This is a genomic window from Neorhizobium sp. 2083 (genome assembly GCF_031455615.1).
GTDB lineage: Bacteria > Pseudomonadota > Alphaproteobacteria > Rhizobiales > Rhizobiaceae > Neorhizobium.
Map to the genome: position 1 here is coordinate 355,009 of NZ_JAVDTC010000007.1, position 14,325 is coordinate 369,333.

The 14,325-nt window shown below is 58.4% G+C and carries 12 protein-coding genes and 4 pseudogenes; 5 read left to right on the plus strand and 11 right to left on the minus strand.

The features are described from left to right. Positions 1 to 333 precede the first annotated feature (333 nt). Positions 334 to 570 (minus strand): hypothetical protein, encoded by a 237-nt coding sequence (locus J2X76_RS25665; protein ID WP_310220321.1) that lies wholly within the window; start codon positions 568 to 570, stop codon positions 334 to 336. Between the two features lie 407 nt (positions 571 to 977). Here J2X76_RS25665 and J2X76_RS25670 point away from each other — a divergent pair, with 407 nt between their 5' ends. Both J2X76_RS25670 and rsgA read left to right on the plus strand, forming a co-directional pair. After that, a complete protein-coding gene (locus J2X76_RS25670) occupies positions 978 to 1,166 on the plus strand; it encodes a hypothetical protein (RefSeq protein WP_310220323.1) in 189 nt (62 codons plus the stop codon). 17 nt (positions 1,167 to 1,183) lie between these two features. Beyond that, the gene (rsgA, locus tag J2X76_RS25675) at positions 1,184 to 2,182 is read left to right on the plus strand and encodes a ribosome small subunit-dependent GTPase A (protein WP_310220325.1); all 999 of its coding nucleotides are present in this window, start codon (positions 1,184 to 1,186) and stop codon (positions 2,180 to 2,182) included. Positions 2,183 to 2,412: 230 nt separating this feature from the next. On the opposite strand, the gene J2X76_RS25680 is transcribed toward rsgA, so the two are convergent. Further along, positions 2,413 to 3,354, minus strand: coding sequence for a dienelactone hydrolase (locus J2X76_RS25680; protein WP_310220327.1), 942 nt, complete (start codon positions 3,352 to 3,354; stop codon positions 2,413 to 2,415). Between the two features lie 38 nt (positions 3,355 to 3,392). Next, positions 3,393 to 4,151: an SDR family oxidoreductase gene (locus J2X76_RS25685; protein ID WP_310220328.1), complete on the minus strand. Its 759-nt coding sequence runs from the start codon at positions 4,149 to 4,151 to the stop codon at positions 3,393 to 3,395. Positions 4,152 to 4,248: 97 nt separating this feature from the next. Between J2X76_RS25685 and J2X76_RS25690 the strand changes: the two genes are divergently transcribed. The 3 genes from J2X76_RS25690 to J2X76_RS25700 all read left to right on the plus strand — a co-directional run bounded on the left by J2X76_RS25690 (position 4,249) and on the right by J2X76_RS25700 (position 6,516). Then, positions 4,249 to 5,148, plus strand: a complete 900-nt coding sequence (locus J2X76_RS25690) for an AraC family transcriptional regulator (RefSeq protein ID WP_310220330.1) — start codon at positions 4,249 to 4,251, stop codon at positions 5,146 to 5,148. A gap of 225 nt (positions 5,149 to 5,373) precedes the next feature. Next, positions 5,374 to 5,775: a hypothetical protein gene (locus J2X76_RS25695; RefSeq protein WP_310220331.1), complete on the plus strand. Its 402-nt coding sequence runs from the start codon at positions 5,374 to 5,376 to the stop codon at positions 5,773 to 5,775. Positions 5,776 to 5,937: 162 nt separating this feature from the next. Then, positions 5,938 to 6,516 carry a hypothetical protein gene (locus J2X76_RS25700; RefSeq protein ID WP_310220332.1) on the plus strand — a complete coding sequence of 193 codons (579 nt, stop codon included), beginning with the start codon at positions 5,938 to 5,940 and terminating at the stop codon, positions 6,514 to 6,516. 63 nt (positions 6,517 to 6,579) lie between these two features. Here J2X76_RS25700 and J2X76_RS25705 read toward each other — a convergent pair. From J2X76_RS25705 to J2X76_RS31670, 8 genes and pseudogenes are all read right to left on the minus strand, one after another. After that, a pseudogene (locus tag J2X76_RS25705) lies at positions 6,580 to 6,723 on the minus strand (DUF736 family protein); the annotation flags it as partial. 43 nt (positions 6,724 to 6,766) lie between these two features. Further along, positions 6,767 to 8,316 (minus strand): annotated as a pseudogene (locus tag J2X76_RS25710) (ISL3 family transposase). Further along, positions 8,291 to 8,797, minus strand: coding sequence for an exodeoxyribonuclease III (locus J2X76_RS25715; RefSeq protein WP_310220333.1), 507 nt, complete (start codon positions 8,795 to 8,797; stop codon positions 8,291 to 8,293). The pseudogene J2X76_RS25710 and the gene J2X76_RS25715 overlap by 26 nt, the downstream one beginning before the upstream one ends. A gap of 3 nt (positions 8,798 to 8,800) precedes the next feature. Continuing rightward, a pseudogene (locus tag J2X76_RS25720) lies at positions 8,801 to 8,976 on the minus strand (DUF3606 domain-containing protein). A gap of 133 nt (positions 8,977 to 9,109) precedes the next feature. Continuing rightward, positions 9,110 to 11,092 (minus strand): response regulator, encoded by a 1,983-nt coding sequence (locus tag J2X76_RS25725; RefSeq protein WP_310220335.1) that lies wholly within the window; start codon positions 11,090 to 11,092, stop codon positions 9,110 to 9,112. Positions 11,093 to 11,668: 576 nt separating this feature from the next. Beyond that, positions 11,669 to 11,941, minus strand: coding sequence for a hypothetical protein (locus J2X76_RS25730; RefSeq protein ID WP_310220336.1), 273 nt, complete (start codon positions 11,939 to 11,941; stop codon positions 11,669 to 11,671). A gap of 176 nt (positions 11,942 to 12,117) precedes the next feature. After that, positions 12,118 to 12,339, minus strand: a complete 222-nt coding sequence (locus J2X76_RS25735) for a hypothetical protein (RefSeq protein WP_310220338.1) — start codon at positions 12,337 to 12,339, stop codon at positions 12,118 to 12,120. A 59-nt stretch (positions 12,340 to 12,398) separates the two neighbouring features. Then, positions 12,399 to 12,473: pseudogene (locus J2X76_RS31670) on the minus strand (DUF6894 family protein); the annotation flags it as partial. Positions 12,474 to 14,325: the final 1,852 nt, after the last annotated feature.

Below are 14,325 nucleotides of genomic sequence, written 5' to 3' on the forward strand. Positions count from 1 at the left end.
AGAGTGAGAAACCGCGAAGCTGGTGCCACGCGGACGAAAACCGACTATTTTTGAAAGAGAAGTTCGCTTAGAGCGCGGTGCCAATCGCGCGGTAGACAAAGCTCGGCAAGCAAAAGATCGATACTCGATACATAAGGCACGACAGCAGGATTGTCAACGTTTAGTTTTCAAAAAACGTTATATTCGTCTTTTGGTTGTGGACTCGCGAAAGACCCGCGATCGGCGACCCCTTATATACACGGTCCTTGCGGGCCACCTCACGCGCTGATACGCCCGAAGGCGCTAAGTCATTGGAATACTATGGCCCACCGGCAGCACTTACCGAATTGCGGCTCATGCCTGAACGCGTTGTGCCAAGTCTTCCTGATGCAGGACGTAACGAATTTCGCCAAGAATTTCGGTCCGCCGTGCTGCCCTGTCCGCGAGGCACCGAGCGATCTCCGCCTCGGTCGTGCCCGGGGCGAAGTCCCCCATCTCGTTTTCGGCGATATCGCGAAGAATGTTCATCAGCACAAGGTTCTTCTCGTGCATCTGCATGACCATTTCCTTCACTTTCAAACGCTGAGACATGATTGTCTTCCCTCCTGAAAACTGCCTTTGGACTGCTAACGGCTCAAAGGGGCGGAATGGTCCCTGCAACATTTGAAATTCGTCATTCTGGTCAGCTACGCGCACGCCTCGAACCCGCCATTTTGTCTAGTCGCGGTTGGTCCCGCCCGCGACACGCCAGTTGGGGTGAGAAGCCACAAGGAAGCATGGCAGCCATGTCCGCATGAACGGCAGATGACGACCAGTTGAGCATCGGTCGGCCAGGAGCGGGGTTCGGGCACAGGCACGATCGGCGTTGACGGCTATTGCGAGACCACAGCATTTGTAGATCGTTTTTATCCATCCACCTGATACAAGGAAGCTTCTGCGGATGTAACGGACGCCATGATTTCGGCAATCGAGATAGTGGCGCGACGGAAAGGCTTCCAATGGGCTGGAAAACGCCAAAGTTCGACTATGTAAACGGCTACAAGATCGTCGAGCTCGAAGGGCCGACCTTCAAAGTCTTCGACGGCGATCGTCAAATCGGTGAAGAGTTTCCGTATTCCGGGGAGGCTGCTGCTTATGCGAACTCCTTGCCAAAGCTCGATACCGGAAGTAGGCGAGACAAAACTTGAGAGTGGACAAAACTCCCTTGGCCCTGGAGCGGCTCGGTTGGTCCCCGTTTTTTGCGGATCAAGTCGGACCCAGAGAGGCTGATCTCGCTCCGCGGCGTATCGCTTCTGTCCACCGCGCACGCATCGAGGCAATCGATGTGACAGGGCCTGTCGGCTTGGAGCTGCCGGGAAACAGCAATACCGCTGATTTCGCTGTCGGCGACTGGGTCCTTGCCGATCCATTGACCGATATGCTCGTCACGAGGCTTGACCGGAAGAGCGTGTTTCAGCGACGGCCGGAAAACAGCCGAGGCCAGCAGCAACTGGTTGCCGCCAACGTCGATACCCTCTTCATTGTAACTTCATGCAACGCCGATTTTGATCCGGCACGGCTTGAACGTTACCTGATAATGGCAGGCGAGGCGGGGAGCGATGCGGTCATCGTATTGACGAAAGCCGATACTGCGGAGGATGTCGGCCAGTTTCAGGCGCAGGCCGAGGCATTGCGACGCGACCTGCCGGTGGTCGCACTGAATGGACGCTCAGCCGATGCAATCTCCTTGTTGAAACCGTGGCTGGGAATCGGTCAGACAGTCGCGTTGGTAGGATCATCAGGTGTTGGGAAGTCGACACTGGTGAACACGCTGTCGGGCTCTGGAACCAATCAGAAGACCGGAGCCGTCCGTGAGTATGATGCGCAGGGACGTCATACCACCACGGCGCGGTCTCTGCATGCCATTCCAGGCGGTGGCTGGGTCATCGACACGCCGGGGATTAGAACGCTCTACGTCAGCGACATTTCTGACGGAATAGACACGCTGTTCGCAGAGATCACCGAGCTCACTCCACTCTGCCGGTTTCGTGACTGTACCCATGCCCATGAACCGGGGTGTGCAGTCCAGGCCGCGATCGCGAGCGGCACCCTCGATCCGGATCGCCTCGAACGTTGGCGCGGTCTGCACGCGGAAAACCGTGACCGGACACCTGTTCTAAGTGGGCCGCGAGGGAACAAGGTTGTCAGGAGGAAGAGATACTGACGCTTGGTTGCAGCGCACGGCTGTCGCCCATCAACACGCTACTGATCCTAGACGGACACACTGAGCATGAAGGCTAAGCCTGCGGATACTGTACTGACTGTCAGATACCAGTACGCGCACTTTTGGTATGGATAACAAGCCGGGATTTGTCTGCCGGGCGCTCTCCCAGCCGCGATCTGCGGACGCCACGGCCCGGCGTCGAGCGCCGGCGCCCCAAGCTCCTCGGCAGTTCAGCGCTTCTCCGTGATCGTCGCAAGCGGGGCGGCTTCGCTTTCAAGTGCCAGCCGCGCTCTCGGCCAAGCGCCTTCGTCCGCGCCGAGCGCGCTCTGAAGCCATGCGAGCGTGAGACGCCGGGTCGCTTCAAGCACGTCTGGCGCTTCAGTCTCTGTTTCCTTTGCGTCGAGCGCGGCGATCCCGCCAAGGCCATGCCCGACGCCGTGCATCATCAGCATGGAGAATGCGCCTGGCGCGTCATGAAACGCATCCGCATGCCAATCAGGGCCGCGGGTTGTAAAATGCGGATTGTCCATGTCACCGCAAACGACCAGGCTCTGTGTCGAGAGCGTCGAAAAATCGACGTCGAAGAACGGAAACCGCGCAGCACTCTCAGGCGTCATGTCCTTGCCGCCGCGTCCCGGCGTTGTCAGGAGAACGCCCGCTGAGATGCGAGGGTCGGAAAAGTCCTCACCATCCAGCTGTGCACCGAGCAGGAGCCCAACCGTGTGGCCGCCAAAGGAATGGCCCACCGCGCAGATGCGAGCATGATCCATCCGGCCAGCAACGGCCGGCGCTCGCCGTTCAATCTCAGCCAACTGGTCAAGGATCGCCTTCATCTCCTCAACACGCTCGCGCCAGAAGAACGGTGCGCCAGGTGAAGCCGAGGGCAGGCCACCGACCCGCGAACTCGCATGGGTCGGCTGGATCACCACGAACCCCCTCTCCGCCCAGAACTGGACAAGAGGAGCGTAGCCGTCCTTTGAAGGGATATAGTTGGATGGGCCGTAGCCATGCGACAGCAGCAGGATCGGCAGGTTACTTCCCGCAGCTGGCGCGGTCAGTCGCAGTTCAAGCGGTTGGCGCCCTGGCATCGGAAGACGGATAGGCGTGTAGGCCACGGTGAGAGTGGCTTCAGGCGTCGGAATATGTTTCGCAAGATTGATCAGATTGTTCATGGTCTAGACCTTCAATGGTGGATTTCGGATGGTGATGTTCAGGCGAGCGAATGTCCCGCCTCGCGGAACGCGGTTTCCGCATCGGCGCCGGCGGGGATCTTCATTGGCGCGTCGATCTCTGTCACAGACCGCCAGACGGCCTCTGCAACCGCATCCGCCGTCGTGACCTCAGTGCCCGAACGCAGCTTCGTCATGTACTCGTGGACAAAGGCGGTATATGGCTCCGGGATTTCCATGCCCATGCGCGAGACAGCATTCTTGCCGAAGCCGGTCGTCGGCGCCGAGCCAGGCAAAACAAGTTTGGCGCGGATGCCGAACAGAGCCGCTTCAAGTGCGAGGCTTTCCGTGAAAGCATTGAGGGCCGCCTTGCTGGCGGTGTAGACCGCGAGCGCGGCCAACGGCCTTATCGTGACGGCGGAGCTGACATTGACGATGACGCCTGAGCGACGGGCCCGCATCTGCGGGAGAACGGCTTTGGTCATGGCCATCGCACCGAAGACATTGGTCTCGAAAAGTTCGCGGATCTTCGACATCTCCGTACCCTCCAGCACGTTGAGCATGCCGACGCCGGCATTGTTGACCAGAGCATCGATCGTGCCGGCGGCTTCGACCGCGTTCGCGATACTGTCGGCACTCGTGACATCGAGCGGCAGGATTTCGAGCCGGTCGTTCGAGGGAAGAAGGTCGTTTCGCGGCGTGCGCATGGTCGCGATCACGTTCCACCCGGCCTCCACGAATTTCTGCGCGATGGCGAGGCCGAAACCGGACGAGCAACCGGTGATGAGGATCTTTGGCATGTTCCGTCTCCTGACATTTAACTAGGCTGAAGATGGACCTGATTCCCCGGACCTGCTATATGCGTATATCCGAAAGTGTTTAGCGGAAGTCCGAATAATGACCGATCCGGTTGCGGAAGTTGTTTCCTTGTTGAAGCCGAGCCCGTCGATCTCAAAGCTTGTGACGGGCGGCGGTCGGTGGCTGGTTGAGCGTACGGAGCTCGGAAGCCCTTTCTACTGCGCCGTGGTCGAAGGACGTTGCCTGATGACGATCGCCGGTCGTGAGGCCATGGTGCTGACTGCAGGTGACTTCGTCTTGGTCCCAAAGATCTTCTCGTTCACGATGAGCAGCATGGAGCCACCGCCACGCGGCGCACTTGCCCAGCGTTTGGAAACCAGCCCCGGTGCCTTCCGGCTGGGCGATCCGGAAGCGCCGGCAGAGATCAAGGCACTGGTCGGGCATTGTGATTTCGGCTCGGATGACAGAGCTCTTCTCGTTTCGCTACTACCGGAGGTCATCCATATTCAAGGTGAAGGGCGACTGATGGCCCTGGTCCAGATGATAAACGAGGAGACGCGAGCTGACCGGGTCGCGCGGGAGATGGTGCTTCATCGACTGCTCGAAGTGCTATTCATCGATGCGCTACGATCAGCAGCCAATGCCAAGGCGCCCCCGGGCCTCCTGCGTGGTATGGCCGATCCGCTGCTGGCGCCGATCCTGCGACGGATCCATGCAGATCCGGGTCGCAGCATGACGGTGGAGACGCTTGCTCGAGAAGCCGCCATGTCTCGTTCGACCTTCTTCGATCGTTTCCGCAAAGAAGTTGGTGTCGCGCCGATGGAATACGCGACGGGATGGCGCATGGCGCTGGCGAAAGAGTTTCTTCGGGAGGAGATCGCGTTGGCCGAAATCGCCGAACGCGTCGGCTACGGATCGACAAGCGCCTTCAGCGTCGCTTTCAATCGGCATGTGGGAATGCCGCCTGCCGCCTATGCGCGGGCAGCTGTTGCCGTCTGAATCTTGCGCCTCTCACCACCGATATAGGCCGCCAGTTCTTCGGGCGTTCCCTTGGGAAAAACCTCTTTCAGGAAATCGATGCCTGGTCAGGCTTCCCTGGTAGAGGAGAAGGCGTCGCCGATGGTGGCGTAGCAAACGCCTTATGCAGGCGAAAACACGGCTCCCCACATTGACTTTGAGAAAAGGCGAATCGAAAGCTTGACCGCCTAACAGAGGAGAACACTGATGGCTGACGAAACTGCGATTGAGACCCCTGCCACGACCGAAGCCGCCGTTGAAAAGAAGACCCGCAAGCCACGCACGCCGAAAGTCGCGGCCGAAGCCAGCACCGTCGATTCGACCGCTGCACCTGCCGAAAAGCCGGTCAAGAAAACGCGTGCGAAGCGTGGCTCCAAGGCGGCTCCGGTCAAGGCTGAAAAGGCCGTTCCCGCACCCAAGGCGGCCGCTGCTCGCGCGCCCCGCGTCGGAGCTGCTGCTTCCGCTCCCGTCGCCACCCCTGTTGACGTCCTCGACGATATCGCCGACCTCATCAAGCTTGAGGAAGAGAATAAGCAGCTTCGCAAGGAGCTCTCGGAAAAGCTGCGCGCCGAAAATGCGGATCTGCGCAAGCGCCTTGGCAAGGCCTGAATTCTGGTTTTGAGCGGCGCCACGCGTTTCCATACGATGGCGCCGTCAATCTTTCCTATGATTGAGCCTGAATCAATGCGGTTTTGGTGACAATGAATGACTGCGGCAATGTCCCCGCCGCCATGCTTGAAGGTAAATGCAATGAGAACACCATGGAGATTTGTGGCTGACCTGGTGTCGCGTAAACCGAAACCAGATAGCTATGAGGAGAGCCCCGCGGTCGCGCTGACGACCATTGCTCTCGAATATAAGCCTTCACCCGAAGAGGAAAAACCTTCCCACGACGAAACGGCAGTCGACCGCTCCGCTGAGTCCGAGTCCGAAGCGCAAGTCGAGGCAAGCCCGCTCGAACCAGATGCTGGATCGAAGGACATCGAAACGGCGGCCGCAGTTGCAACGGACGCTCCTGCTGGCCAGGTCGGTGACGAGGAGCCTGTTTTTCTCTCCCCGCAACAAACTGAGGAAAAGTCGCCTTCTCCCACGCTGACCGAAGCTGCCGAAACTCTGGTGAAGCGAGCGCCGGCACGTCGAAACAAGATCAATCCAGCCGTGGAGCCTGTGGTTTCCACCACCCAGTCCGACGAGGTCACCCCTGCCGTCGCCGCCGGCCCGAAATCGTTCGCGGCTGAAATGGCTAACCTGGATGTGGAGGTTGTTGCGCTCCGGCGCCAGCTTGCAAAGAAGCTCATCGAGCAGAACGCGCAGTTGCGCAAGATGCTCACCAGATTCGACGGGCGCTAATTGCGCGCCGCCGTTCCGATGCGGGAAAGGCTCCGCCGGTGGGGCGGAGCCTCGTGATGTCAATCAATCCCGGTTCGGGCGGGACCAGATGAACTGGAGGCCGTCCTCGCCTTCGACTTCAGCGAGCGTTGCGTAGATCGGAGCCGGGAAGCTCGGATCGTCAAGCTTGACCGAGAGGTAGTCGCGGCCTTGCTCGGAGGTCTTCTGTCAATCGGCGTCGTAACGGGGGTCTGACGCAATCTCGATGACATCATGGCGCTCCGACAACACGTGCTTCGAGCAGATCCAGCTTTCCGCGGCCGTACATCTGCCGCTTGATGAGTTTGAGCTTTGTGATCTGGCCCTCAGTCTGGCCGTTCGACCACATCGAAGTTATTGCATTCTGGACCGCTGCCCGGTCGCGGATGACGCCGTTAGCGAATGACGCGACCAGGCTTCCCGCCGCGCGGTCGATCCAAGCTTCCAGATCATCTTTAGACTTGCTGCGCAGCATTTTGTGGAAGCTCTCGACGACGTCCCTGGCCTCCACAAGATCCGGTAACCTCTCTTCGATGGCGGCGACTGTCATCGTTTGAGCCGTGGTCAGGTTGTTGCGTTCAAGCGTCATCAGGCGGACGATGGTGCGTGCGGCCGGCGCATGTCCGAGCCCGTTCTCGGCCTTTTCGGCACGCCTTCGCCGCGTTGCCCATTCAGTTACAACGCGGAGACCGCCGCCGAAGCCAGTCAACCGAAGCTGCCGCCAAAGTTCAGCGCCGTTCCGCAATCCGGCGTCCCATTGCGCTTCAAGCCAAGGCAGATGCGGTTCCAGGGAGGTTTGCCGGACCCTGAAGATGTCGGTCTGTTGACCACGAACAACACTGCGAACCAGCTTTCGGCTGTGCCCGGTTCTGCGCACGATCTCCTTGATGGATACGCCTTCGCTGACGAGACCACGGATGACGGCGTTTGCATCTTCACGCCGCAGATATCCCTCATATTGCAGTCGCTCGGCCGCTGTCAGAAGCTTTGGATTTACAGTTGCTGTGCCGATTGCAATGCGGACCTGCCGCATTGACTTGCGAACGGCGTCAAGAAAGGCGTGGCTGGCGTTTTCCATCAGATGCCAGCGGTCGGCGACCTGTTCGGCGTGTGGCAGGGCTTGTGCAGCGGACTGCGCATACCCGCCGCCGCGGTCTCGCGCGACGATTTCGATCTGCGGCTGCTTGACCAGCCAAGCCTTTGCGGTCGAGGGTTCTCGGTCGGGCAATAATGCGATCGTCTTTCGCCGCTCCAGATCGCAGATGATAGTGCCATATCGGTGATTGCGACGCCACGCCCAGTCATCAATGCCGATGACGCTTGGCGGGGGTGGTGGGCGATCATATCGGCGAACTGTTCGCAGTAGCGTATCATTGCTAACCGGTAACCCGAGACGATCTGCGAACCGTGCTGCTGGCCGACCACCCAATGCCAAAGCGAGATGGTGAACCAAGGTCTCCAGGCGCGCTGTCCGGCGGGCCATGGGTCGGATCACGCCATCACCGAAACGCTCGGCGAAAATCTTTCGGCGGCAATGGACGACAATGCAGACGAAGCGTCGGACCGTCAGGTGCAATTTGATCCTTCGGCTCGCACACGGCAGATCGGTGATAATCCGAGAATAGCGACTATGAACACGATGGAGGTCGTGCCGCATTCGGGACACCTACAACCTCGGGACTGACCATGGGCGGTGACGACGATCACATCGGGTCCGGGATGCACTGCCTCCACGCTCAACTCGGCAGGGATTAAATCAGAAGGCTGAAAATAGGCTCGCATGGCGCTGGTTCTCCTTCAAGAACCAGGCCAGTAGAACCCGAAACATCATCGAGAATGAGTCAGACCCAATTTTGGACGCCGATTGACACAAGTCATGCAGCCTCTGGAACCAGCGAAGTTTGTAGTCGAATTTCGGACCGGGATATGGATTGCCGTTCGGGAGATAGATCCCTCCGATGACGATGCCGTCGACGATGGCTTCGATATATCGGCTGTGCTCGTCTTCCGGTTCGCCTGGCAGACCTTTTCTCGTGAGGTGAGGCTCCCGCCCCTTGGCAAGGATTGCGACGCCGTTCCATGACTTCTGGCCCAGCCACACAGCCCCGTAGCCGGCAGCCTCGATCGCCTTGACCGGAAACTTCTCCTGCGGCGCCTTCAGCTCCTGCAGGCAGACGACGTCCGGCCCGGCCTCCTCAAGCCATCGGAGGAGAACTTCGAGCCGGCCGTTGACGCCGTTAACATTGTAGGTGGCGAGCTTCACAGCTCAGTGTCGGCCGATTTCCGCTTCGACCTCTTTCGAGAATTCCCGGCGCTCTTCACGGCTCTCTTGACCGCATCCTTCGACACGCCTTCCTTCTTCGCCTCATAGCGGACTTCATGATCTTGTCCGGCTGCGACCTTGGCTCGATCCTGTGCTCTGCCTCGGGACGTGGCTGCCATCGCAAGTCTCCTACGGATGTAAAGATCAACTGCTGATATTCTAGCAGCGCGATAGCAGAGGCAATGAGACATTTTCTGTTTGGCCGCTGTAGTGCCTGCGGGCCAAAATTCTTCTGCACAAGTCGGGTCGGGATCAGCCTTCGATCTGTGACAAACGCTCAAGCCGTATAACGTTCGTGTAGTCGGCCTTCGAAGACCGTACCGCCAGGAATGCCGCGACGAGATCTTTTTGAGTGAACGGCTTCATGAGCACCGGAATTGCCACCTCGGCCCCGGCTTCGAGCCTGTCGCTGTACCCCGTCATGAGCACTACCGACAACTCGGGGTGTGTTTTAGCGAGTTCATCCGCAAGATCGATACCGGACATGCCAGGCATCATAATGTCGCTGATCACACCTCGGATCCCAGTCTCTCGTTTCAGTATCTCAAGGGCTTCCACGCCGTTTCCCGCCGTGAAGAGCGTGGGTACCAATCCCTCTAACGCCAAGCGCGCTGACTCAAGGGAGGCAGGAGTGTCGTCGACGATCAGGATGCAGTCTGGGAGTTCCCGATGCGCTAAAGAACCATCGCTCGCCTCTCCTATCGCATTTGACCTCGGGATTAGCAAAGTGAACGCGCTTCCATGACCCTGCAGACTTGCCGCTTTGATAAGGCCGCCACAACTTGTCACGAACCCGTGAACTTGCGTCAGGCCCAGACCTGGACCGCCGTCTGCCTTAGTGGAAAAGAAGGGCTCGAAGACCCTTTCGATGTCAGACGTCGCGATGCCGGATCCTGTATCAGTCACCGTCAAAGCGACCATCGGACCTTTCAACTTTTTGTCCTCAAAGGCTGCCTCTGGAATATTGCGCGCTGTGATTGTCACCAGCCCCCCAACAGCCATCGCTTCGCGAGCGTTCGTCAGTAGGTTTATCATCGCGATCTCCAGCCCGGCGGGATCGACCTGGATTGGCCAAAGATCATCCGGAAGCCGAATTTCGATCGCAATGCTGTCGTTGAGCGCCTGCTTCAGGAGAGGAGACATCTCCTCCAGCTTCTGTCCAAGCTCTATATGCTCAGCGCCTTGGTTGGAGCGCCGAGCGAAGGAAAGGAGACGACGGGTGATACTCTTCCCTCGCGAAAGGCCTTCCTTCATGTGGCCCAAGAGCCGCGTCACACGCTCCTCATCGTTCCGGCGCCTCTCAATCCCTTCCACGCCCGATTGGAAGACCATGAGGAGGTTGTTGAAGTCATGAGCTGCCTGACCGGTCAGCTTCCCAAGCGCATCCATGCGCTGCCAGTTCGCGAGGCTTTCCTGTTCGGCGGCCCTCACCTGCATCTCACGATAGAAGAGGAATGACGCAGTGGCGCAGAGGCAGATAATCGCGCCGCTTGCCAAGACCAGCAAAAGCGTCGCCTGCTGTGCCGGCCTTTCGTATTCGGCGGAAGGCAATCCAACTCTGACGCGCCACGGTATGCCTGACAGCGATGCCTCCGCCGTATGCAAGCTGCCAATACCCTGAACGTCGAAACGTCCCGATCCCTTGGCCTGTGCGAACTCCGCGGAGGGTCGGCCTTCGAAACCGGGACCATCGGTAGCTGACACAAGTCTATCGCGGCTGTCCACCACCCACGCCGACCAGTTTTTAGGCAGCCCGCTCCGCTGAAGGATCAAGGTGATCATCGCAGGGCGAATAACGACGGACAGAACTGCCCTCACTCGATCACCCCTCTCTATCGGCACGCGAACGGCAAACGCAGCCCTTCCGCGGGCTCCGACCACGACATTCCCTATGACTCCGGTGTTCGTACGAAAGACTTGTTCGTGGCTTTCCTGATCGATCACCTTGCGGGAGGCGGAAGGCAAGAGAGGAGGAAACGCGAGGACAACTTCGCCGTCCTCGTTCGTGACCCTCACCTGCTCCCAGTTTGGCAACCGAGTGGTGATCCGGCGCGCGGTCTCACCGAAGCTCGTTTTCGAGACTGGGAGGTCCATCCGTGGAGACTCGGCGACCAGCGCCAGAAGCTGCAGTTGCGTATCAAGCTCGCGCTGGAGCGCACCTGACAGGAGGCCTGCCCTGTCTTTGACACTCGCGTCGATCTCAGCCTGCTGCTTATTTATGATGAACCACCCCATCAAGCTTGCCAGCACCAGAACGGGAGTGGTAGCGGCGCTAAGAAGAAGAAAGGCAAGCCGGGCCCGGATCACGTTGAAACCTCAGTTGTATTGCAGATCAAGATAGTCAGTAACGGGGGCTAGACAAGTGGATGGGTATCCATTCGATATCGATCGATTGGAAAGGAGATCACATGCCACCAGCGCAGACTTCAAGGGTCGTGCGCGGATCGAAACGTCGCCTCCTGTCGAGCCCGACCAAAATTCGTAGTGGTGCTGGGATTCCGCCACTAGCCACGGCGTAGGCGTTACAGGCCGATTGTGAAAGCGTGAATCGTCAACCACGCGAAAAGCCTGGTTCGAGCTACATCGCTTCCGCGCACCGCGAAAAACGGCCCCGCAATGTTTGGCTGTTCCTTCCGATCCGTAAGTGTTTCTGGGCTCTCGGTCTCGGGGCGGTTATCGCAGCTGTCCGCGTAGGAAGAGCCGTCGAGACAAAGGAGTATCACAACAGGCGCGCCGGGTCGTCACGCTCCTGACCGCCAAGATCGATGACGCGCTGACGCCAAAGACATTCTGTAACAGACGAGCCGATCTTCAGGCGAAACACTCATCAGAGGCCAGTGGTTCGAGCATCCTTTTAAGTTGAACTGGATGCTTCACACCGAAAAGATACCAGTTCACGAGATCCCGCGCGATATTAGCAGCGTCCGGATGATCCAGCGAGACCGATTTCTCGACGCAAACCTCCTCCAGCACCGCCCTGAGGACGCGAAGATCCGCCGGCTCCAATGTGTCATACGAAGAAAATACCACCGCAGCCCCCTGCTGCTCCACCCATCGACATAGTAAAGGGTTTGCTTTGCCCATCGCAAGCGATTATCGCGCCATCAGACTTCCGTCCGACACCGCACCCTTAATCCGACCCGAATAGTCGCCGGTCGCGACTTTGGCTCTTATAAGTTACTGCTGAGTATTACGGCGTGCGGCAACCGGATCGACGATTGCATTGTTATCTACCGGCTGCGGGTTGCGCCTAGCAGCCTTCACGGGCTATTCAGGGAGAGCGGCGGCACGAAGCGCATCCCTAAGACATTGCGAGAGTGCTGGGGCACAATCAACGCCGGCGAAATGGCGTCTAAACGAAACGTTGGATGCAGCTCAAGCACCTGTGCGGCAACTGCCTTTGCTTTCTCCAGCCGATTGAGCTTGACCAGCGCCGCAGACAGTTGCACGTGTGCAATGCTGTGTTCGGGATTGCACTGCACCGACTTGTAACCTTCTCCGCCAGTATCTCACGAGCGGGTTTGATGGCTTCATCATGGGCCTCATCGATGCTAGGGAACTCAAGTCCTTCGGAATCTTCGTAGAGACCGTCTTTGCGGACATTAAAGTAATACAGGGCATGCGGTCTCCATCAGACAGAGAATTCCGAACCTCTATCTCCTGTTCCAGTTCCCGACAGGCAGCCCGACAAAAGAAGGCCCGCTACAGCGGCCCCAAGTTCTGGGGATAGGTAACACGGAGGAGGACGGATAACGGAGCTTGGGGAAGAGCTACCTCATCTACCTCAGTGTCGCGCCACAGAGGACGCTGTACTTTGCAGATCGTGAAGAGTTGTGTCGGTCCGGCCGCCCAGTCACCGGCGACAGGTAGACTGCGGAATGAGCTTCGAAGACATATTTCGCGGTGCGCCTCAGGAGATCGTCGAAGAGGCAGAGCGGTTCGCTTCATATGGCGTCTTGTATAGCCGAGCGCGATCAAGTGCCGCTGGAGGCGTCCACGCTTGTATCCATCGGTAGGTCCTTTGAAGTTGGATCAGGTGAAGCGCCCTCCACCTTTGGGAGTAGGTTAGTTATTTCAATCGCTTTTAGGTTCTAAAGGCCATGGAAAACGACAGGTGCGAGCGTTATCTTCGGACATGGGCAGTAGCCCGCGAAATTGGTCGAGGGTGCCCAAAGAAGGAGGATTAAATGCACACGCTCGTCACTTTGTTCGCTGCCTTATTGATGATGCCTGCACGGGCCCTTCATCTAAACACGCCTCCCCAGCCGCCGATGACGCCTGAGCGGTTGATCCGGATGGGCGCCGGAAATTAGCTTTGAAGTTGGTTCAGTCAAAGCGGCCTAACCCAAATGGGTGATGTGCTACTCTCAAAAGTTGTGCGACTATCCCTTGCCAATCAGACTGTTGAGGGCTCGAACTGGAAAAACGGGCGAGTCCTCCTCTTTGATCCGGTTGTATTGCGTCAGGTGAAGGGCCTGCGTCCCGGCGGACCGACGTAGGCCCTTTTGCTCGTTAATGCTTCAGAACCGACGCCGACTCATTCGGCCGGCGCATAGGTCAAGACATCTCGAGGCGACGCGGTGATCGCAGCGACACGCTGATTGTTGATGATCATCGCTGTGTCTCTCTCTCGCTGTATTGCATGAGGATGGAACAGGCCGAGACTGACGGGGAATGGTGTTTGAAGAACTGGTTTGTTCATCCGGCGTCTACAACAAGGCCGTAGAGCAGCAATCAGAGGGGCTCGCGGCGAGGTTCGCGTTCGAATTCGGCTCGATGCTAATGGCATACTACCCTGTCCGAAGGGGAATACCTGGTCGAAGCGCTAGGCGAGCAGCCGGACCGGCAATCCTGACTGGCTGCCTTATGCGGAAGTGTTAGATTTGGAGGGTTCAACTCGGCGGGGATCAGGCCGTAAGGCCGAAACCGGGCTCGCATGGCGCTGTTTCTCCGTGCGAAACCGGGCGGGGGGTCAAAACATCATCGAGATGAGTCAGAGCCAAAATTCCACGCCGTAATTCATGCTTGGGGCGATCGCAATACTTTAAAAGGCGGAAGACGGCTTCCGCCGACTGGCGTTGGGATGAGGCATGCTTAGATGCGGTCGCCGCCGGCTGGACCGGGTGGAGCATTCCATGCTGGATGTGCAGGTTCCCGCAACGGCTTACTCTCACGCCAGAATGTTCGGCAGCGTCTTTATGGGATGCGTCGGTGTCAACAGCGGCAAGTACACGCATGCGAAGATCAACGGAAATGGTTTTCGACATCTTGACCCCCATTCTCCCAATGGCTGCTTATCTCCGTGCGGCCCTCCTACTCGGCCAAGCTGATCTTTGCTTTTTCGTGAAGCTCAAATACGTCTCGCAATGCATTGGCGAGCACGTCGATCTCATCTGCCTCAGCCAAACTGCTGCCGACGCCGTCGACCACACGGAGTTCGGTCGCAGCATTTCGGGCATCGACATAAA